Source organism: Pengzhenrongella sicca (assembly GCF_017569225.1).
GTDB classification, from domain to species: domain Bacteria; phylum Actinomycetota; class Actinomycetes; order Actinomycetales; family Cellulomonadaceae; genus Pengzhenrongella; species Pengzhenrongella sicca.
This window is the reverse complement of the sequence record NZ_CP071868.1, coordinates 867,145-885,314: the sequence shown is the minus strand read 5'-3', so window position 1 is coordinate 885,314 and position 18,170 is coordinate 867,145. Positions and strand designations below refer to the sequence as shown.

At 73.2% G+C, this 18,170-nt stretch carries 20 protein-coding genes; 8 read left to right on the top strand and 12 right to left on the bottom strand.

Annotated elements, in window-relative coordinates:
* Positions 1 to 100 precede the first annotated feature (100 nt).
* The gene (gene purT / locus J4E96_RS03955; RefSeq protein ID WP_227424489.1) at positions 101 to 1,318 is read left to right on the top strand and encodes a formate-dependent phosphoribosylglycinamide formyltransferase; all 1,218 of its coding nucleotides are present in this window, start codon (positions 101 to 103) and stop codon (positions 1,316 to 1,318) included.
* Here purT and J4E96_RS03950 read toward each other — a convergent pair.
* The 5 genes from J4E96_RS03950 to J4E96_RS03930 all read right to left on the bottom strand — a co-directional run bounded on the left by J4E96_RS03950 (position 1,308) and on the right by J4E96_RS03930 (position 4,754).
* Positions 1,308 to 1,733, bottom strand: a complete 426-nt coding sequence (locus J4E96_RS03950) for an RDD family protein (RefSeq protein ID WP_227425656.1) — start codon at positions 1,731 to 1,733, stop codon at positions 1,308 to 1,310. The two genes, purT and J4E96_RS03950, sit on opposite strands and share 11 nt — an antisense overlap.
* Before the next feature lie 68 nt (positions 1,734 to 1,801).
* Positions 1,802 to 2,083 carry a metal-sensitive transcriptional regulator gene (locus tag J4E96_RS03945; RefSeq protein ID WP_227424488.1) on the bottom strand — a complete coding sequence of 94 codons (282 nt, stop codon included), beginning with the start codon at positions 2,081 to 2,083 and terminating at the stop codon, positions 1,802 to 1,804.
* Positions 2,084 to 2,113: 30 nt separating this feature from the next.
* Positions 2,114 to 4,369 (bottom strand): heavy metal translocating P-type ATPase, encoded by a 2,256-nt coding sequence (locus J4E96_RS03940; protein ID WP_406620304.1) that lies wholly within the window; start codon positions 4,367 to 4,369, stop codon positions 2,114 to 2,116.
* Positions 4,366 to 4,524 carry a hypothetical protein gene (locus J4E96_RS03935; RefSeq protein WP_227424487.1) on the bottom strand — a complete coding sequence of 53 codons (159 nt, stop codon included), beginning with the start codon at positions 4,522 to 4,524 and terminating at the stop codon, positions 4,366 to 4,368. The genes J4E96_RS03940 and J4E96_RS03935 overlap by 4 nt, the downstream gene beginning before the upstream one ends.
* Positions 4,521 to 4,754 (bottom strand): heavy-metal-associated domain-containing protein, encoded by a 234-nt coding sequence (locus J4E96_RS03930; protein WP_227424486.1) that lies wholly within the window; start codon positions 4,752 to 4,754, stop codon positions 4,521 to 4,523. Before J4E96_RS03930 ends, J4E96_RS03935 begins: the two co-directional genes overlap by 4 nt.
* A 222-nt stretch (positions 4,755 to 4,976) precedes the next feature.
* Here J4E96_RS03930 and J4E96_RS03925 point away from each other — a divergent pair, with 222 nt between their 5' ends.
* Both J4E96_RS03925 and J4E96_RS03920 read left to right on the top strand, forming a co-directional pair.
* The gene (locus J4E96_RS03925) at positions 4,977 to 5,741 is read left to right on the top strand and encodes a CHRD domain-containing protein (protein WP_227424485.1); all 765 of its coding nucleotides are present in this window, start codon (positions 4,977 to 4,979) and stop codon (positions 5,739 to 5,741) included.
* Complete coding sequence (locus J4E96_RS03920) at positions 5,741 to 6,436, top strand: class F sortase (RefSeq protein WP_227424484.1); 696 nt, start codon at positions 5,741 to 5,743, stop codon at positions 6,434 to 6,436. Before J4E96_RS03925 ends, J4E96_RS03920 begins: the two co-directional genes overlap by 1 nt.
* A gap of 51 nt (positions 6,437 to 6,487) precedes the next feature.
* On the opposite strand, the gene J4E96_RS03915 is transcribed toward J4E96_RS03920, so the two are convergent.
* Both J4E96_RS03915 and nhaA read right to left on the bottom strand, forming a co-directional pair.
* Complete coding sequence (locus J4E96_RS03915) at positions 6,488 to 7,261, bottom strand: HAD-IIB family hydrolase (protein WP_227424483.1); 774 nt, start codon at positions 7,259 to 7,261, stop codon at positions 6,488 to 6,490.
* Between the two features lie 119 nt (positions 7,262 to 7,380).
* Complete coding sequence (nhaA, locus tag J4E96_RS03910; protein WP_227424482.1) at positions 7,381 to 8,751, bottom strand: Na+/H+ antiporter NhaA; 1,371 nt, start codon at positions 8,749 to 8,751, stop codon at positions 7,381 to 7,383.
* Positions 8,752 to 9,149: 398 nt separating this feature from the next.
* On the opposite strand from nhaA, the gene J4E96_RS03905 reads away from it, so the two are divergent.
* Together J4E96_RS03905 and J4E96_RS03900 are read left to right on the top strand one after the other, a co-directional pair.
* Complete coding sequence (locus tag J4E96_RS03905; protein ID WP_227424481.1) at positions 9,150 to 9,482, top strand: NifB/NifX family molybdenum-iron cluster-binding protein; 333 nt, start codon at positions 9,150 to 9,152, stop codon at positions 9,480 to 9,482.
* 2 nt (positions 9,483 to 9,484) lie between these two features.
* Entirely contained in the window at positions 9,485 to 10,042 is a 558-nt protein-coding gene (locus J4E96_RS03900) for a methyltransferase family protein (RefSeq protein WP_227424480.1), read from the top strand.
* 71 nt (positions 10,043 to 10,113) lie between these two features.
* On the opposite strand, the gene J4E96_RS03895 is transcribed toward J4E96_RS03900, so the two are convergent.
* From J4E96_RS03895 to J4E96_RS03885, 3 genes are all read right to left on the bottom strand, one after another.
* Positions 10,114 to 10,377, bottom strand: a complete 264-nt coding sequence (locus J4E96_RS03895; RefSeq protein ID WP_227424479.1) for a metal-sensitive transcriptional regulator — start codon at positions 10,375 to 10,377, stop codon at positions 10,114 to 10,116.
* Between the two features lie 71 nt (positions 10,378 to 10,448).
* Positions 10,449 to 10,922: a Dps family protein gene (locus J4E96_RS03890; protein WP_227424478.1), complete on the bottom strand. Its 474-nt coding sequence runs from the start codon at positions 10,920 to 10,922 to the stop codon at positions 10,449 to 10,451.
* Entirely contained in the window at positions 10,919 to 11,362 is a 444-nt protein-coding gene (locus J4E96_RS03885) for a Fur family transcriptional regulator (RefSeq protein ID WP_227425654.1), read from the bottom strand. The genes J4E96_RS03890 and J4E96_RS03885 overlap by 4 nt, the downstream gene beginning before the upstream one ends.
* A 209-nt stretch (positions 11,363 to 11,571) precedes the next feature.
* Here J4E96_RS03885 and J4E96_RS03880 point away from each other — a divergent pair, with 209 nt between their 5' ends.
* The 3 genes from J4E96_RS03880 to J4E96_RS03870 all read left to right on the top strand — a co-directional run bounded on the left by J4E96_RS03880 (position 11,572) and on the right by J4E96_RS03870 (position 14,869).
* Positions 11,572 to 12,000, top strand: coding sequence for a rhodanese-like domain-containing protein (locus tag J4E96_RS03880; RefSeq protein ID WP_227424477.1), 429 nt, complete (start codon positions 11,572 to 11,574; stop codon positions 11,998 to 12,000).
* Entirely contained in the window at positions 11,997 to 13,700 is a 1,704-nt protein-coding gene (locus J4E96_RS03875) for an FAD-dependent oxidoreductase (RefSeq protein WP_227424476.1), read from the top strand. Before J4E96_RS03880 ends, J4E96_RS03875 begins: the two co-directional genes overlap by 4 nt.
* 656 nt (positions 13,701 to 14,356) lie before the next feature.
* Positions 14,357 to 14,869, top strand: coding sequence for a glutathione peroxidase (locus J4E96_RS03870; RefSeq protein ID WP_227424475.1), 513 nt, complete (start codon positions 14,357 to 14,359; stop codon positions 14,867 to 14,869).
* Here the strand turns inward: J4E96_RS03870 and J4E96_RS03865 are convergent.
* On the bottom strand, positions 14,859 to 16,499 hold the full coding sequence (locus J4E96_RS03865) for a methyl-accepting chemotaxis protein (RefSeq protein ID WP_227424474.1): 1,641 nt from the start codon (positions 16,497 to 16,499) through the stop codon (positions 14,859 to 14,861). The two genes, J4E96_RS03870 and J4E96_RS03865, sit on opposite strands and share 11 nt — an antisense overlap.
* 230 nt (positions 16,500 to 16,729) lie before the next feature.
* Positions 16,730 to 17,959, bottom strand: a complete 1,230-nt coding sequence (locus J4E96_RS03860; RefSeq protein ID WP_227424473.1) for a putative bifunctional diguanylate cyclase/phosphodiesterase — start codon at positions 17,957 to 17,959, stop codon at positions 16,730 to 16,732.
* Positions 17,960 to 18,170: the final 211 nt, after the last annotated feature.

Below are 18,170 nucleotides of genomic sequence, written 5' to 3'. Positions count from 1 at the left end.
GAATGGGGCCACAGTTACTTATCGGGCGACCGTTCAGCCAGTTGAGGGCTTTCCCCCGCACACCGCACGATGGTCACACCAACGAGAGGAACTGACCACGATGGAGCCGCTCGGCACCCCGTACTCCCCCACCGCGACCCGCGTCCTGCTGCTCGGCTCGGGCGAGCTCGGCAAGGAGGTGGTGATCGCGCTGCAGCGCCTCGGCGTCGAGACGATTGCCGTCGACCGGTACCCGCAGGCGCCCGGTCAGCAGGTCGCGCACCACGCCCGCACCATCGACATGACCGATCCGGCCGCGTTGCGCGCGCTCATCCTCGCCGAGCGGCCCGACGTCGTCGTGCCCGAGATCGAGGCGATCGCGACCGCGACGCTCGTCGAGCTCGAGGCCGAGGGCGCCGTCCGCGTGATCCCGACCGCCCGGGCCACCCGGCTGACGATGGATCGCGAGGGGATCCGGCGGCTCGCCGCCGAGCACCTGGGCCTGCCGACCAGCCCGTACCGCTTCTGCGACTCGCTCGCCGAGCTGCGCGAGGCGATCGAGGGGCCCGGCGGCATCGGGTACCCGTGCGTCATCAAGCCCGTCATGAGCAGCTCGGGCAAGGGCCAGAGCGCCGTCCGGGCCGGCGCCGACCTCGCCGCGGCGTGGGAGCACGCGATGGCGGGCGGGCGGGTGCAGAGCGTGCGCGTGATCGTCGAGGCGTTCATCGACTTCGACTACGAGATCACCCTGCTGACGGTTCGCGCGCGCGGCGCGGACGGGGAGGTGACGACGCAGTTCTGCGAGCCGATCGGCCACCGGCAGGAGGGCGGCGACTACGTCGAGAGCTGGCAGCCGCACCCGATGCCCGCCGCCGCCCGCGGCCGGGCCCAGGAGATCGCGGCCGCGGTCACGGGCGACCTGGGCGGCGTCGGCGTCTTCGGGGTCGAGCTGTTCGTCCGCGGCGACGAGGTCTTCTTCAACGAGGTCAGCCCGCGCCCGCACGACACGGGCCTGGTCACCCTCGTCACGCAGGCGCAGAACGAGTTCGAGCTGCACGCGCGGGCGATCCTGGGGCTGCCGGTGGACACCGCGCTGCGTGGCCCGGGCGCGAGCGCGGTGATCTACGGCCAGGTCGAGGGGCACGGCATCGTGTTCGACGGCGTCGACGACGCGCTCCGCGTGCCGCACAGCGAGATCCGCCTGTTCGGCAAGGGCGAGAGCCACGTCCGCCGGCGGATGGGCGTGGCTCTCGTGCCCGACGACGACCTCGCCGTCGCCCGCGCGGGGGCGACCGCAGCGGCCGGGCGGGTACGGCCGAGGCTCGCGCTCAGGCCGTGACGACGACCGTGCTGCAGATCTTGTCGGAGAACGTCTGGTTCATCGGGTCCCACAGCGGCCACAGGTAGCCCAGCGAGAAGAACGAGCTCTCGAGCACGTGGGCGCAGTCGCGCCCGAACGCGAGGCCGAGGCCGACGGGCTGGCCGCTCGCGGCCGATATCAGCCGGATGCGCATCGCGCTCTTGCCGACCGACTGGCCGGTGCGGCCCCGCCGGACGCTGCGGTTCCAGATCCAGATGCCGATCATGGCGAACCAGGAGGCGGCGAGGAGCAGGTCGCCGAGCGCCGTCGGGTCGCTCGTGGCGTTGCCGTACATGTCGACCGAGGGCGTCGCGGTCGTGACGGCGTAGATCGTCGCCACCACGAATGCACCTTGGGCGAGGAGCCCATCGATGAGGAAGGCCACGACTCGCACCCCCCAGGCAGCCAGCGCCGGGCCGGCTGTTCGTCGGAACACCCAATCAAGCGCGCCCGCCCGGTCCGTCAGCTGCGCACGAGCCGCGCGATCGCCTCGGACGCCTCCTTGAGCTTGAGCTGCTCCTGCTCGCCGCCGGTCCGGGCGGCCTCGACGACGCAGTGGCCCAGGTGGTCGTCGAGCAGCGCGAGCGCGACGGACTGCAGCGCCCGGTTCGCGGCCGCGACCTGCGTCAGGATGTCGATGCAGTACTTGTCGTCGTCGACCATCTTGGCGATGCCCCGCACCTGCCCCTCGACGCGGCGCAGCCGCGCGAGGTACGCGTCCTTCGAGCCGGAGTACCCAGCCATCGTCCCCACCTCTCCTCGTCGCGAACGACGCTAGACCTCGATCGACACGGCCCGGAACCGGCGCAACCGCAGGCTGTTGGTGACCACGAACACCGAGGAGCAGGCCATCGCCGCCCCGGCGATCAGCGGGTTGAGCAGCCCCGACACCGCGAGCGGGATCGCCGCGACGTTGTACGCGAACGCCCAGAACAGGTTGCCCTTGATGGTCGCGAGCGTGCGGCGCGAGAGGCGCACGGCGTCGACGGCGGCGCGCAGGTCCCCGCGCACGAGCGTGAGGTCGCTGGCCTCGATCGCGACGTCGGCGCCGGTGCCCATCGCGATGCCGAGGTCGGACTGCGCGAGCGCGGCGGCGTCGTTGACCCCGTCGCCGACCATCGCCACGACCCGGCCGGCGGCCTGGAGCCGGCGCACGACGGCGACCTTGTCCGCCGGCAGCACGCCCGCGATGACCTCGTCGATGCCCACCTCGGCGGCGATCGCGCGGGCGGCCCGCTCGTTGTCGCCCGTGAGCAGCACCGGCGTCAGCCCGAGCCCGCGGAGCTCGGCGACGGCCTGGGCCGACGTCGGCTTGAGCGTGTCGGCGACGACGACGACGCCGCGGATCCGGCCGTCCCACCCGACGGCGACGGCCGTGCGCCCGGCCGACTCGGCGGCGTCGACCGCGGCCGCGAGCGCGGCGTCGAGGTGCTGCGCCCACTGCTCGGCCATCCACGCGACCCGCCCGGCGGCGACGGCGTGGCCGTCGACCACGCCGGCGACGCCGAGGCCCTGGCTGCTCGCGAACGACTCGACGGCCGGCAGATTCCCGACCTGCGCGCGGGCCCCCGCGGCGATCGCGAGCGCGATGGGGTGCTCCGACGCGTCCTCGAGCGCCCCGGCCAGGCGCAGCACCTCGCCCGCCTCGGTCCCCGCGCCGGCGACGACCGCCACGAGGCGCAGCCGGCCGGTCGTGACCGTGCCGGTCTTGTCCAGCACGATCGTGTCGACGCGCCGGGTCGACTCGAGGATCTGGGGGCCCTTGATGAGGATGCCCAGCTGCGCGCCGCGGCCGGTACCCACCAGGAGCGCCGTCGGGGTCGCGAGGCCGAGCGCGCACGGGCACGCAATGATCAGGACGGCGACGGCGGCGGTGAACGCCGTCTGGGCACCGGCATCCGCCCCGAGCCAGAAGCCGAGCGTCGCGACCGCGAGCCCGATCACGATCGGGACGAACACCGCGGAGATCCGGTCGGCGAGCCGCTGGACCGGCGCCTTGCCCGTCTGGGCCTCCTCGACGAGCCGCGCCATCTGGGCCAGCTGCGTGTCGGCGCCGACCTTGGTCGCCCGCACGACGAGCCGCCCGCCGGCGTTCACGGTCGCGCCGACGACGGCGTCGCCCGGGCCGACCTCGACCGGCACCGGCTCCCCGGTCAACAGCGAGGCGTCCACGGCCGAGGCGCCGTCGACCACCAGCCCGTCGGTCGCGATCTTCTCGCCGGGCCGCACCACGAACTCGTCGCCCACGGCGAGCTCCTCGACCGGGACCTGCACCTCGCGGCCGCCGCGCAGCACGGCGACCTGCTTGGCGCCCAGCTCGAGCAGCGCGCGCAGCGCGGCGCTCGAGCTCGTCTTCGCGCGCGCCTCGAGATACCGGCCCAGCAGGATGAAGACCGTGACGGCGGAGGCGACCTCGAGGTAGATCTCCTGCGAGCCGCCGGTGCGGTCCGGGATCAGGGTGAACTCCATCCGCATCCCGTTCGCGCCCGCGTCGCCGACGAAGAGGGCGTACAGGGACCAGGCAAACGCGGCCAGCACCCCGACGCTGATGAGCGTGTCCATCGTCGCGGCCGCGTGCCGCGCGTTGATCCACGCCGCGCGGTGGAACGGCCACGCGCCCCACGCGACGACCGGCGCGGCGAGCGTGAGCGAGAGCCACTGCCAGTTGTCGAACTGCAGGGGCTCGATCATCGCGAGGGCGACGACGGGGGCGGCGAGCGCCGCCGACAAGAGCAGGCGAGCGCGCAGGGCGGCCGTCTCGTCGATGGGCGCGGCGCCCGCGGGGGCCGGGGCGTTGGGCGTGGGCCGCACGCGCAACGCCGCGGTGTAGCCGGTCGCCTCGACGGTCGCGACGGCGTCCGCGACCGTGGTGCCCGCGGGCAGCACGACGCTCGCGCGCTCGGTCGCGTAGTTGACGGTGGCCTCGACGCCGGGCATCCGGTTGAGCTTCTTCTCGATCCGAGCCGCGCACGACGCGCAGGTCATGCCGCCGATCTCGAGCTCGACGGCGGGACCGGCGCCGGCGCTCACGAGTGACCCCCCGGCATGGCCGGCGCGGTCTCGACGACCGTCGGGACGCCGACGTCGGTCGAGACCGGGCCGACCAGCGCGCCGACGCCGTACCCGGCGCCGAGCGCGGCGGCCAGCACGAGGGCGAAGCCGAGCAGCCGGCCCGGGGCGCTCACGCAGACACGCCCGTCAGCTCGTAGCCGGCCTCGTCGACGGCCGCGCGAACGTCGTCGACGGCCAGCTCGGCCTCGCTCGCGACCCGCACCGCGGACGTCCCGCCCGCGACGAGGTCGATCTCGACGCTGCGGACCCCGGCGATCTTGCCGACCTCGGCGCTCACGGCGGCGACGCAGTGCCCGCAGGTCATGCCGGCGACGGTGTAGTTCGTGGTGGTCTCGGCGCTCATGTCGTGCTCCCGCGGGTGGTGGACGGCGGCGTCCCGGTTCGGGACACGCTTCAAGCGTATACCCCCATGGGGTATAGGAAGCAACCGAGCCGTCGGCCAGCCTGCGCGGGGCGAACTCGTGCAGGTCGGGCCAATCCGCCGCACGGGCCGCTCCGAACCCTCGCTGTCAGCATCACCCCAACACGAGGGCGGGCCCCAGGGCCGCCCGGTACTGGAGTCATCATGCGCCCGAGCTTCAAGCTGGCCACCGCCGCGTTCGGTGCGGCGGCCTTGTTCCCGCTGAGCATGTCGGCCGCCTTCGCCGCCGATGGCGACGTCAACGCGAACCTGACCCCGGTCGCGCTGAACGGCGTCGACGCGAGCGGCACCGCGATGGTCGCGGTGACCGGCACGACCATCACCGTCACGATGGCCGCGACCGGCCTGCTCGCCGACTCACCGCACGCCGCCCACATCCACTTCGGCGCCGAGGCGCGCAACGAGTGCCCCGCCGCCTCCGACGACGCGAGCGGCGACGGCACCCTCAACACCACCGAGGGCGGGCCGGCCTACGGCGCGATCGTCGTCTCGCTCACGAAGACCGGCGACACGAGCCCCGAGAGCGGCCTCGCCGTCGACCGCTTCGACACCGCCCCCGGCGGGAAGATCGCGTACGAGCGCGGCAGCATCGAGGTCTCCCCCGAGGTCGCGCAGGCCATCGTCGACGGCAAGTCCGCCGTCGTCATCCACGGCGTCGACCACAACCACAACGGCACCTACGACGGTGACGTGATTTCCGAGCTCGACGCGACCCTGCCGACAGAGGCGACCGACCCCGCACTGTGCGGCGTGCTGACCGCCGCGCCGGCCGGCTCCATGGCCACGGGCGCAGGCGGCGCCGCCGGTACCGACAGCACGCCGGTGTACCTGTACGCCGCGGGCGGTCTGCTCCTCGCCGCGGCCGGCACGGGCGCGTTCGCCGCGCGCCGCGCCCACGCCAAGGCCTGATGTCCACCACCTCGAGCCACCCCCGCCGCCGCGGCGTCCTCGCCGCGGCGGCGGGGGTGCTCGCCCTGGCGGGGGTCGGCATCGGGCTCGCCGGCCTGCACGGGCAGGACGGACCGCCGCAGCCCGCGACAGTCGACCGCGCCGCCGCCGCCGCCGCCGACCCTGCCGACGCAGAGCCCGCGGCGCCAGCCGATTCGATCGAGCCGACCGAGCCGGCCGCCACCGATCTCGGCCCGGTGCTACCGGCGTCGGCCCCGGTCGCCCTCGACATCCCGAGCATCGGTGTGCACTCGACCACGCTCGTCCCGCTGAGCGTCGGCGCCGACGGCGTCCTGCCCGCCCCGACGGACTTCGCGACACCGGGCTGGTACACCGGCGGGCCGAACCCGGGGCAGTTCGGGCCGGCGGTGATCGCCGGCCACGTCGACGGCCCCGGCGGACCCGCGGTCTTCTACCGGCTCGGCGAGCTCACACCGGGCGCGCAGGTCCAGGTCACCCGCCAGGATGGCAGCGTCGCGACCTTTACGATCGACTCGGTGGAGAGCTACGCGAAGGCCGAGTTCCCGACGTCGCGCGTCTACGGCAACACCACGAACCGGGCGGAGCTTCGCCTGATCACGTGCGGCGGCGCGTTCGACGAGAGCACGGGCCACTACGTCGACAACATCATCGCGTTCGGCCACCTCGTGGGGTGAGCGACCGCGTGGGGCGAGCGACCGCGTGGGGCGAGCGACCGCGGCGCGCCGCTACTGCACGGCTGCGCGCAGCTCCGGGATCAGCTTCTCGAGGTACACCGCGGTGTCCTCCCACCCGGTGACGGCGTGGCACGGCACCCCGAGCGCCTTCACGGGGTAGTCGTTGCCGTCGTCGTCGAGGCGGTCGCCGATGAAGAGCATCGACTGCAGGTCGATCCCCGTGAGCTCGGCGAGCCGGGTCATGCCGTAGGCCTTGTCGATGCCCTTGCGGGTGATGTCGACCGAGGTCGAGCCGCCCGAGCGGACCTCGAGATCGGGCAGCCGGGCCGCGACGGCCTCGCGCAGCGCGGACTTGCGCGCGCCCGTGGGGTCCCACGCGGCCTTCGCCGCGACCGGGGCGGCCTGGCCGAGGGCCGAGAAGGTGATCTGGCTCCCGCGGTCCTCGAGGATCGGGCCCCAGGTCTCGGCCTCCCAGAGGCCGAGCTCGACCGCGCACTCGCGCACCGCCGTCAGGGCGCGGTCCTTCTCGTCGGCGGTGAGGTTCTGGGCGTAGACCTGGTCCCAGCCCGCGCCGTCGTGCCGGAAGTACTGCGTGCCGCACGTGGGCATCAGGTGCAGCCGCGCGAGCTCGGCGGGGTTCGCCGCGCCCAGGTTGTCCACGACCTGCATCTGGAACTGGCCGAACTGGCCGCCCGAGATCACGCAGACCTCGACGACGTCGAGCAGCTGCACGAGCAGGTCCGCCATCCGCGCGTCGATCGGTGACTTCGACGGCGCGAGGGTGTCGTCCAGGTCGAAGGCGACGAGACGTGGTGCGTGAGACAAGAGGACCTCCCAGGGGGCCGCGCCCGGCGCACGGCGTCGTTCAGTCTCTCAGACCGAGACTCCCGGCAGGCCTGCGCGTCGGGCGGATGGCCGGATTTCGCCCGGTTGGTCGCACAACGTCACATCTCGCGCTGATAGACGTCGGGGGTGCCGTCGCGGTCGGCGTCGACGGCCTCCGCCTCCTCGATGCGCCGGTAGGCGCGGTTGCGGATCCGAAGCACCACGGTCGCCAGCAGCGCGGCGGCAAGCGAACCCGCAAGGACCGCGATCTTGGCTCGCTCGTCGCTCACCGAGCCCGCCCCGAACGCCAGCTCGCCGATGAGCAGGGACACGGTGAACCCGATCCCGGCGAGGATCGCGAGGCCGACGACGTCGACCCACGCGAGCCCGTCGTCCAGCTCGGCGCGCGTGAACCGGGCCACGAGCCAGGTCGCGGCGAGGATCCCGATGGGCTTGCCGACGACGAGGCCGACGAGGATGCCGACCGCGATCGGGTCGGTGAGCGCGACGACGAGCCCGTTCATCCCCCCGACCGTGACGCCGGCGGACATCAGCGCGAACACGGGCACGGCGAAGCCCGCGGAGATCGGCCGGAACCGGTGCTCGAAGTGCTCGGCCAGGCCCGGCCCCGCGTCCGGTCCGCCCGCCCGCTGGCTGCGGATCACCGGGACCGCGAAGCCGAGCAGCACGCCGGCGACGGTGGCGTGCACGCCGGACTCGTGCACGAGCGCCCAGGTCAGGGCCGCGAGCGGGAGCAGCAGCCACCACGAGCGGACCCGGCGCTGCACCAGGAACCAGAAGAGCGCGAGCGGCACCAGCGCCGCCAGGAGCGGGCCGACGGACAGGTCGTCGGTGTAGAAGATCGCGATGATCGCGATCGCGAGCAGGTCATCGACGACGGCGAGCGTGAGCAGGAACGTGCGCAGCGCGGCCGGCAGGTGCCGCCCGATCACCGCGAGCACCGCGAGGGCGAAGGCGATGTCGGTCGCGGTCGGGATGGCCCAGCCCCGCACCTGCCCGCTGCCCGCAGTGAGGTTGACGATCGTGTAGAGCAGCGCGGGAACCGCGACGCCGCCGACGGCGGCCGCGATCGGCACGGCCGCGCGCCGCGGGTCGCTGAGGTCGCCCGCGACGAACTCGCGCTTGAGCTCGAGGCCGGCCACGAAGAAGAAGATCGCGAGCAGCCCGTCGGCCGCCCACGTTGCCAGGCTCAGGTCGAGGTGGAGCGCCGCCGGGCCGAACGTGACCGCGCGCAGCGCGTCGTACCCGGCCGACCACGGCGAGTTCGCCCACCCGAGCGCGACGACGGCCCCGACCAGCAGCAGTGCGCCGCCGATCGTCTCCTTGCGCAGGATGTCGCCGATCCGGCCGGCCTCACCCCACGAGCCGCGGCCGAAGAGCCGGGGGGTGCTGGGGCCGGGCGTGTTGGGGCCGGGCTTGCTCGGGCCGGGCGAGCTGCTGTCTGGCGTGCGCGGCGTAGAGGCGGTCATGGATGCTCCAGGGATCAGAGGGAAGGTCACCACGCCGCCGGGGTCGCCGGAGACGTTGCCGACCAGACTTCCCGGCGCACCGGGGCCAGCATATCGGCTGCCCGAGCGCGTTGCCCGGCCGCGTCGCCTGGTCAGGCCGCACTTCCCGGTGTCGGGTCGCACTGCCCGGCCGGGTCGCGCTGCCGATCCGGTCGCACAGCCCGGTCGGGTGAACCTCAGCGACGCGCGCGGTACGCGAGTGAGCTCTTGGGGCCGCTGCGCTCCCCCCGACGTCGGCCCCAGCCCCGTGCGTCACCTGCTCCGCGCCGACGGGCGGCGAGTCGCCCGCGCCGCGGCCGCGACCGGTAGCCGGACTACCCTGGGCACCCCGCACGACCCGCGAGCCGATGGAGCGTCCCATGATCGTCTGCATCCCCGTGCTCGGCGACGGCCAGGCCGGCAACGGCTGGGGGCGCGCCCGGCGGCTCGCCTTCGCGACCACCGCAGACGGCCAGATCACCGACTGGCAGGAGCTCGACGTCGGCTGGGACGTGTCGCACGACGAGGGCACCGAGGGCTCCCACCACGCGCGCGTGGCGCGCATCCTGATCGACCACAAGGTCGACGTCGTGGCGACCGGGCACATGGGCCCGGGCATGGTCCGGATGCTCGCGACCATGTCGATCCGCACGGTGCTGGGCGCGCAGGGCGATGCGCGCGCCGCGGTGCTCGCCGCGATCGCTCACCCCTGACGGTGCCACCGTCCGCGGCGGACGAATCGGCCGACGACGGCGCTGCCGCTGGCGACGGCGCCAGCGATGCCGCCGGCGCTGCCCCCGGACGTCCAGCCCGCCGGGAGGTTCGGACCGCACACCTGTTCGTTGTCGGCCAGTTCGCGCTGCTCGCGCTGCTCGTCGCGCTGCGCGGCCGCTCGGACTGGCCCGTCCCGGCGGCGCTGGCGGCGGCCTGCACGGTCGGCGCGATCGTGGGAGTGGTCGTGATGGTGATCGCGGCGGCGTCCCTCGGCCGCGGGCTGACGGCCGTGCCGCTGCCGAACGCGCGCGCAGAGCTGCGCACGGGCGGGCTCTACCGCTTCTCGCGGCACCCGATCTATGGCGGGCTGCTGCTGACCGCCGCGTGCCTCACGGTCGCCTCCGGCAGCGCGCTCCGCCTGCTCGTGCTCGGCCTGCTCGCAACTCTCCTGACGGTCAAAGCCCGCTGGGAGGAGGCGCGCCTGGCCCGCAGGTTCCCGGGCTACGCCGAGTACGCCGCGCGGACGCCCCGCTTCGCGGGCATCCCGCGCCGCCGCTGACCCGCGGCCGACCCGCCGCTCCCCCGGCCCTGCCCCGCCGGCGACCCACCACCGGCGCGGCGACGAACGGGTCAGGCCAGCGACAGGAACATCTTCTCGAGCTTCTGGACGTCCAGCGTCTCCTTGCCGTCCGACTCGATCAGGCACTGCTTCATGCCGGTCGCGATGATCGCGAAGCCGGCCTTGTCCAGGGCGCGGCTGACAGCCGAGAGCTGCATGACGACGTCCTCGCAGTCCCGGCCCTCCTCGAGCATCCGGACCACGCCGGCGAGCTGGCCCTGCGCCCGCTTGAGTCGGTTGATGACCTTGCCCATCTCGTTCGGGTCGAGCTCCATACCGGCTCCCTCGTGTGTGCGTCCGGACAGAATACCCCGGAGGGTACCCACCGGGCCTCCTCGGACGGCCGTCAGGCGAGCATGCTGCGCAGCATCCACGCCGTCTTCTCGTGCACGTCCAGCCGGCGCACGAGCAGGTCGGACGAGACCTGATCGGGTGCGCCCTCGACGATCGGCAGGACCTCGCGGATCGTCCGCGCCGTCGCCTCGTGGGCCGCGACGAGCCGGCGGATCATCTCCTGCGCGTCGGGCCGGTCGGTGTCCTCCGTCACGACGGCAAGCTCGGTGAACTCGCGGTACGTCGCGGGGGCGGGGGCGCCGAGGGCGCGGATGCGCTCGGCGATCTCGTCGACGGCCAGCGCGAGCTCGGAGTACTCGACCTCGAACATCGTGTGCAGCGAGTGGAACATCGGGCCGACGACGTTCCAGTGGTAGTTGTGGCTCTTGAGGTAGAGCGTGTACGAGTCCGCGAGCACGCGCGAGAGCCCGTGGACGATCGTCGCGAGCTGCTGATCCGGGATGCCGATGTCGATCGTCTGGCTCATGAAAGACCCTTCGTGGTGGTGGGAACTGCGCGGGACGCGAGGCACTGCGGGCAGGTGCCCCAGAAGATGACCTCGGCCTCGTCGATCTGATAGCCCTGCGGGTCCGGCGGGGTGCCGCACGGGCGCTCGTCGGACGCGCAGTCGACGTCGGTGACGTCGCCGCACGAACGGCAGACGGCGTGGTGATGATTGTCGCCGACCCTGCGTTCGTAGCGCACCGCGGCACCTCCGAGCGCGACCCGCCGGAGCAGCCCCGCCGCGGTCAGGCTGTCGAGCATGTGATAGACGGCCTGCATCGAGACCGTCCCGATCCGGGCACGCACGGCGAGCGCGACCTGCTCGGTCGTGAGATGGCTGCGCCCCGCCAGCACCTCGAGCACCGCGACGCGCGCGGCGGTGACGCGCAGGTGGCGGTCGCGCAGCAGCTCGGCGGAGGACATCACCCCGCCAGGATGGCCTAGTCATTGGAGATAGTCCAATCTTGGGGTCTCACCAACCTTTTGCCTGCTCGCCCTGGCCGCCCGCTCGCGCGAGACGACTTGCGGCGCGGCATCGCCCAGTGGCAGGCGACCGGCGGCTCGGTCGTCGGCTGTCCCTCGTCACCAGATACCCCCGAGGGTATAGTGGCCAGAAACGAATGGAGCACACCGTGACCACCGCTTCGCCGTCCGACAGCCCCACCGGCTCCCCCACCGCCGCCTCCACCGACGCCCCGGCGACGTTCCTGGACCGAGTCCGCCGCCGCTTCGCCGCGGGGCCGAGCGACGGACGCCTGGGCCCGACGGTCGACGCCGCCCGCGCGCTCGAGCTGGTCCGCGCCGGGGCCACGCTCCTCGACGTCCGCGAGAACTCGGAGTGGACGTCCGGCCACGCGCCGGCCGCCATGCACGTCCCGCTCGCCCGGATCGACTCGGCGACGCGCCGCCTGCGCACGGACCGGCCCGTCGTCGTGGTGTGCGCGAGCGGCATGCGCTCGCGCACCGCCGCCACGCACCTGCGCGGCCTCGGCTTCGACGCCACCAGCCTGTCCGGCGGGATGGCGATGTGGCAGCGCGCCGGCGGCGAGGTCCGCCGGTGAGCGCGCCCGGGGGCCGGCGCATCGTCGTCGTCGGCGGGGTCGCCGGTGGCATGAGCGCCGCCGCGCGAGCGCGCCGCCTGGACGAGCACGCCCAGATCGTCGTGCTGGAGCAGGGCGAGTACATCTCGTTCGCGAACTGCGGGCTGCCGTACTACCTCTCGGGGGAGATCGCCGAGAGGGATGCACTGCTGCTGCACACGCCGGCGACGCTCGCGGCCGCCCTGAACCTGGACGTGCGCACGGGCCACCGGGTCGTCAGCATCGACCGGGACGCCCGCCACGTGCGCGTCCAGGCGGCCGACGGCGCCTACGACCTCGCGTACGACGCCCTTCTTCTCGCGCCCGGCGCCGTCGCGATCCGCCCGCCGATCGCCGGCCTGGACCACCCCGCCGTGCACGCGCTGCGCACCGTGCCCGACGTCGACGGCCTCACCGCCGCGCTCGCGCCGCTGCTCGCCGCCCCGGGCGCCGCCCCGGGCGCCGCCACCCGCGAGCCGCGCGCCGTCGTCGTCGGCGCGGGCTTCATCGGGCTCGAGGCCGTCGAGGCGCTCGTCGCCCGCGGGCTCCACGTGCAGCTCGTCGAGCTCGCCGACCACGTCCTGCCGCCGCTGGACCCCGAGCTCGCGCCGCTGCTCGCCGCCGAGCTCGCCGCGCACGGCGTCGAGGTGCACCTGGGCGTCGCCGCGCGGGCGATCGCGTCCGACGCGGCGGGCGGCGTGACCGTCACCCTGTCCGACGGCGCCGTGCTGGGGGCCGACGTCGTCGTCGTCAACGTCGGGGTGCGGCCCGCGAGCGACCTCGCGCGCGAAGCCGGCCTCGACCTCGGCCCGGGCGGCGCGATCCGCGTCGACGGCGACCAGCGAACCTCCGACCCGCACATCTGGGCCGTCGGCGACGCCGCCGAGTCGGTGCTCGACGTCACGGGCGTCCGCCTCGCGGTGCCGCTCGCGGGGCCGGCCAACCGCCAGGGACGACGGGCCGCCGACTCGATGTGCGGCCACCGCACGACCCGGCAGCGGCCGGTGCTCGCGACCGCGATCGTGCGGGTCTTTGGCCTGACCGCGGCCACCACGGGCGCGAGCCAGGCGGCGCTGCGGCGGGCGGGCATCGAGCACGAGGTCGTGCACCTGCACCCCGGCCACCACGCGGGCTACTACCCCGGCGCGGAGCAGCTCCACCTGGTCGCGAGCTTCGCGCCCGACGGGTCGCTGCTCGGGGCGCAGGCGGTCGGCCGCGCGGGGGTGGACAAGCGCATCGACGTCCTCGCGACGGCGCTGCGCGCCGGGATGACGGCGGACGACCTGGCCGAGCTCGAGCTCGCCTACTCGCCGCCGTACGGCTCCGCCAAGGACCCGATCAACATGCTCGGCTTCGTCGCGCAGAACGCGCTGGACGGGCAGATGCCGCAGTGGCAGGCGTGGAACCTCGACACGGTGCGCGCGACCACGCTCGTGCTCGACGTGCGCTCGCGGCAGGAGTACGCCGCGGGCCACCTCGACGAGGCGCTCAACATCCCGCACCTCGAGCTCCGCGACCGACTGGCCGAGGTGAGCGCGGCCGCCGACGGGCGCGAGATCAGCGTGCACTGCGCAAGCGGCGTGCGCTCCTACCTAGCGACGGCCATCCTGCGCGCCAAGGGCTTCGAGGCCCGCAACCTCTCGGGCGGCTGGCAAACCCTCACCGCCCTCCCCACCCCCTAACCCCTCCCCTCCCTCCCTTCCCTCCCCCCCACCCGGTTTTCAGCGGTATCGGTGCGGCTGACGCGCAGATACCTCTGAGAACTGGATGGGGGGCGGAGTAGGGGCGCCGGCGCAGCGTGGAGCAGGTCGTGCACCGCCTACGCCGTCTGGGGCAGAGCCAGCGGCGTCAGCGGCAGAGCCAGCGCCATCAGGGGCAGAGCAGCGGCGTCAGCGGCAGACGCACCGCTGAGCCGGCGGGACATCGGCCATCACCTCGTCGACGTGCATCCCGCAGCCGGTCCAGGAGATCTTTCCGCAACGGTCACAACGGGCCGGACTGCACATGGGTGGCTCCTTTTGGTAAGTGGACGTGACGTCACTATACCCCTGGGGGTATCAACTCGCCGCGGGCCGACTGCGCGCCCGCACCCCCGGCGGGAGCACCGACGGCCCCCACAGCGGAGCTTTCGACGGGGCTCTCGGCGGGGCCCTCGGTGGACTGAACCGTCACGCCGCGGGGACGCCTCCCGTGATGAGAGTCGATGGCGCCAGCGGCAACGGCCCTGTTCACACCGCGGTTCGCACGTCGTCGGCCGCGTACCGCTCAAGGCCGGACGGTTCCTGACGATGGGGACGAGATGACATATCACCAGCCCGGCGGACCTGCCGTGGCCCGAGTGGCAGTGACCGCGCCGACGCGGGTGAATGTCGACGACGTCGTGGTGCACACCCTCGCTGGGCGGCCGACGACGCTTGCGCCGTACGCGGGCCAGGTCCGGCTGTTCGTCAACTTCTCCACGCGCTGCGTCCCGACGCCGCAGTACGCGAAGCTCGAGGCGTTGCAGCGGCGGTTCGGGCACCGGGGGTTCACCGTGCTGGGCTTTCCGAGCAACCAGTTCTTCGAGGAGCCGGGCGACGAACGGTCGATCTTCGCGTTCTGCGCCCTGACGCACCCGGTCAAGTTCCCGATGTTCGCGAAGATCAAGGTCAACGGCCGCACGCAGCACCCGTTGTACTCCGAGCTCACCCGGGCGCCGGATGCCACCGGGAGGGCCGGGCGGGTCCGGTGGAACTACGAGAAGTTCCTCGTGACGCCGGCGGGCGGGGCGCACCGGTTCCACCCCCGCACCCCGCCCGACGCGCCCGAGATCATCAGCCTGATCGAGGCATCGCTGCCTGTCAGTACGTGAAGGTCGCCAGCCGTTCGCGCAGCTCGGTCGACATCTGGGCGAGGTCGTCCATCGACGCGCCCATCTGGACGAGCACCTCGGTCGACGCGGCGGCGCCGGAGGCGACGCCCGCGATGTTGCCCGCGATCTCGCCCGAGCCGGTGGCGGCCTCCGTCACGGACCGGGACATCTCGTTGGTCGTGGCCGTCTGCTCCTCGACCGCCGAGGCGATCGTCAGCTGGTAGTCGTTGATCGCGGCGATGATCGCGCTGATCTCGCGCATCGCGGCGACGGCGCCCGTCGTGTCGACTTGGATCGACTCGACCCGTCGGGTGATCTCCTCGGTGGCTCGCGCGGTCTCGCGCGCGAGCTCCTTGACCTCGCCGGCGACGACGGCGAAGCCCTTGCCCGCCTCGCCCGCGCGAGCCGCCTCGATCGTCGCGTTCAGCGCGAGCAGGTTCGTCTGCTCGGCGATCGAGGTGATCTGCTTGACGACGGCTCCGATCTCCTGGCTGCTGACGCCGAGCCGTGCCACCGTCTCGTTGGTTGACGCGACGACCCCGATAGCGGTGCCCGCGACCTTGGCGGCCTGGTTCGCGTTCTGGGCGATCTCGCGGATCGAGGCGCCCATCTGCTCGGCGCCCGCGGCGACGGTCTGGACGTTGCGCGATACCTGCTCGGAGGCGGCGGCCACGACGCCGGCCTGCGCACTGGTCTCCTCCGAGCCCGAGGCGACCTGAGCGTTCGCCGCCGACAGCTCCTCGGCGGCGGCCGCGACGGTCTGGGCCGTCTCGCCCACCCCAGCCAGCGTCACGCGCAGCGACGCCTGCGTCGTCGCCAGCGCGGCGGCGATCTGGCCGATCTCGTCCCTGCCGACGACGTGCGCGGCCACCGTCAGGTCGCCGCAGGCCATCGCGGAGAGCGAGGTCTCCACCCGGCTGAGCCCCCGGCGGATCGCGTTGGCGACCACGACAGCGAGGCCGAGGACCGCGACGAGGGCGAGCGACAGCGAGCCGATCAGCACGCGGATCGCCGAGGCGGCATCTGCGTCGGCATCCGACGCCAGACCGCTCGCGACCGCGGTGATCTCGGTGTCAAGCGCCACCAGGTCGGCGACGTAGGTCGCGACGAGGGGCAGGCTCTCGTCCTCGAGCAGAACGTCGTAGGCGCCGGGCACGTCAGCGATCGCCGCCGGGACGAGCTCGGCGTCGCGGAAGGCGCGCCACGCGGCGTAGTCGGTCTCGAAGGCCGCCCAGCTCGGCAGCGTCACACCCTCCGAGGCGGTGAACGTGGCGGCCAGCTCTTGCATCGCCGCGTCGTTCGCGGTCTGCTTCACGAGCCAGGGCGCTTCGTCTGCCTCGGACTGAACCGCCGCGAGCTGGGCGACCAGGTTCCGCGCATTGAGCTGACCGGCGTTGAGTTCACCGCGGGTGTAACTGACCTCGCGCTCAATGGTCACGAGCCGGTCGGTCGTCGCGACGATCCGTCCCATCGAGAGCACCGAGAGCACGCCTGTTGAGATCGCGACGACCGCGAGCAGGCAGATCAGCGCGAGGATCTTCGTGCGAATGGATCGGTCGCCGATCCAGCGCGCGGGGCCCCGCCTGCGCGGGGGGAGGGTGCTGCTGGCGGGCGGCGGCTGAGCGTTCATCGGGTCCTTGTCGATCGGGGGCGGCGGCGCCGCCAGCGATGCGCGGGCGCAGTCGTGCCAGGGGTCATCCAGGGCGGGGTGCGGCTCACCAGTGAGCTGCCCAACAACGCGTCCGGCCCGGCCCGTCGAAACTCCCCGCGCGTGCGGAGGTCGACCCGTGCTTCCGCCCGCCGCACCGCGCACGAGCGTGCGCGTCGGCGTTCTCAGCCCCCAATCGGACAAGCGTCCAGTTACGTGAGCGATCGGTCTGGGTGAGATGTCGCGGCGGCGAGCGGCTCGACGAGCGGCCGCAGCTCCGGGGCGTCCGGGGCCAGGGGCGCGGCCGGGCGCCCCAGGAAGTAGCCCTGGCCCTGGTGGCAGCCCAGCGCGACGAGCGCCTGCAGCTGCGACGCCCGCTCGATGCCCTCGCCGACCGTGGTCGCGCCGAGCGCGTGCGCCATCTGGATGATCGCAAGGACGAGCGCCGCGCACTTCGGGTCGATGTCGACGCGGCTGACGAACGACTGGTCGATCTTCACGATGTCGATCGGGAACTCCTGCAGGTATGCGAGGGTCGACTGGCCGGTGCCGAAGTCGTCCAGCGAGATCAGCACGCCGAGATCGTGCAGGTGCGTGATGTTCGCGAGCGCGGTGCGCCGGTCGTGGATGATCGCGGTCTCGGTGATCTCGATGCAGAGGTTTTCCGGGCGCAGGCCGGAGCGATCCAGCGCCTGCGTGATGTGCCCGATGAAGCCCTGCTGGCAGACGTGGTTCGCCGAGATGTTGACCGCGATCACCAGGTCGCGCGTTCCGGCCGCATGCCAGGTCGCGGTCTGCCTCGCCGCCGCCGCCACCATGTGGATCCCGATCGCGACGTCGATGCCGGTCCGTTCGGCGAGGGGGATGAAGTCGGCCGGCGGGACGATCCCGCGGACCGGGTGTTGCCAACGGCTCAACGCCTCGAACCCGACCACGTGCTCCGTGCGCAGATCGATGATCGGCTGGTAGTAGGGCACGAGCTGCCCCTGCGCCAGCGCGAGCCGCAGGAGGTGCGCTTGCCGCGCGTCCGTGACCATCGCCGTGAACGATCGGTTCGAGCCCTTGCTCAACGCCGCGACGAGGCAACCGATCATCACGAACGCAAGGAGCCGCACGAGCCACTCCGTCGCGCTCTGCTGGGCGCCACCCGTCGTGTTCAGCGGCATCAGCGGACCGGCCAGCAAGCCGGCGACGACGGCGGTCGGCAGGGCGACACGCCAGTGGAACCGGCTCGCGGCGTAGATGATCGGCAGGTAGAACGCGTGCACGTACGCGGTCGGAGCCCCGCCCGACAGCCGCGTGACCCAGCTCGCCACCGCGAGCAGCGCGGCGATGAGCAGCACCGACGTCGGCACGCTCAGCCGCGTGGACGCCCTGACCGCACCCGTCAGGCGCCCGGTCGCCCGCGCTAGACGCTGCCTGATCACGGGCGCCGGGCTCATCGCAGATCCTCACGTCAGTGCGCCAATGGATGAGCGCGGGACTGCTAGTGGTCGCGGATGCCGTCGAACCCAGGCACCGGACCGCCGTCCGCTTCGTCGGTCGTCGGGGCAATTGTCGCGCACGTTCGCCGCAAAGTAGCCCACGATGCGGCCACCTGACGATCTGCCTGACTCATCGGGCAGTCGTCCACGTTTGTGAGCAGTTCGAACG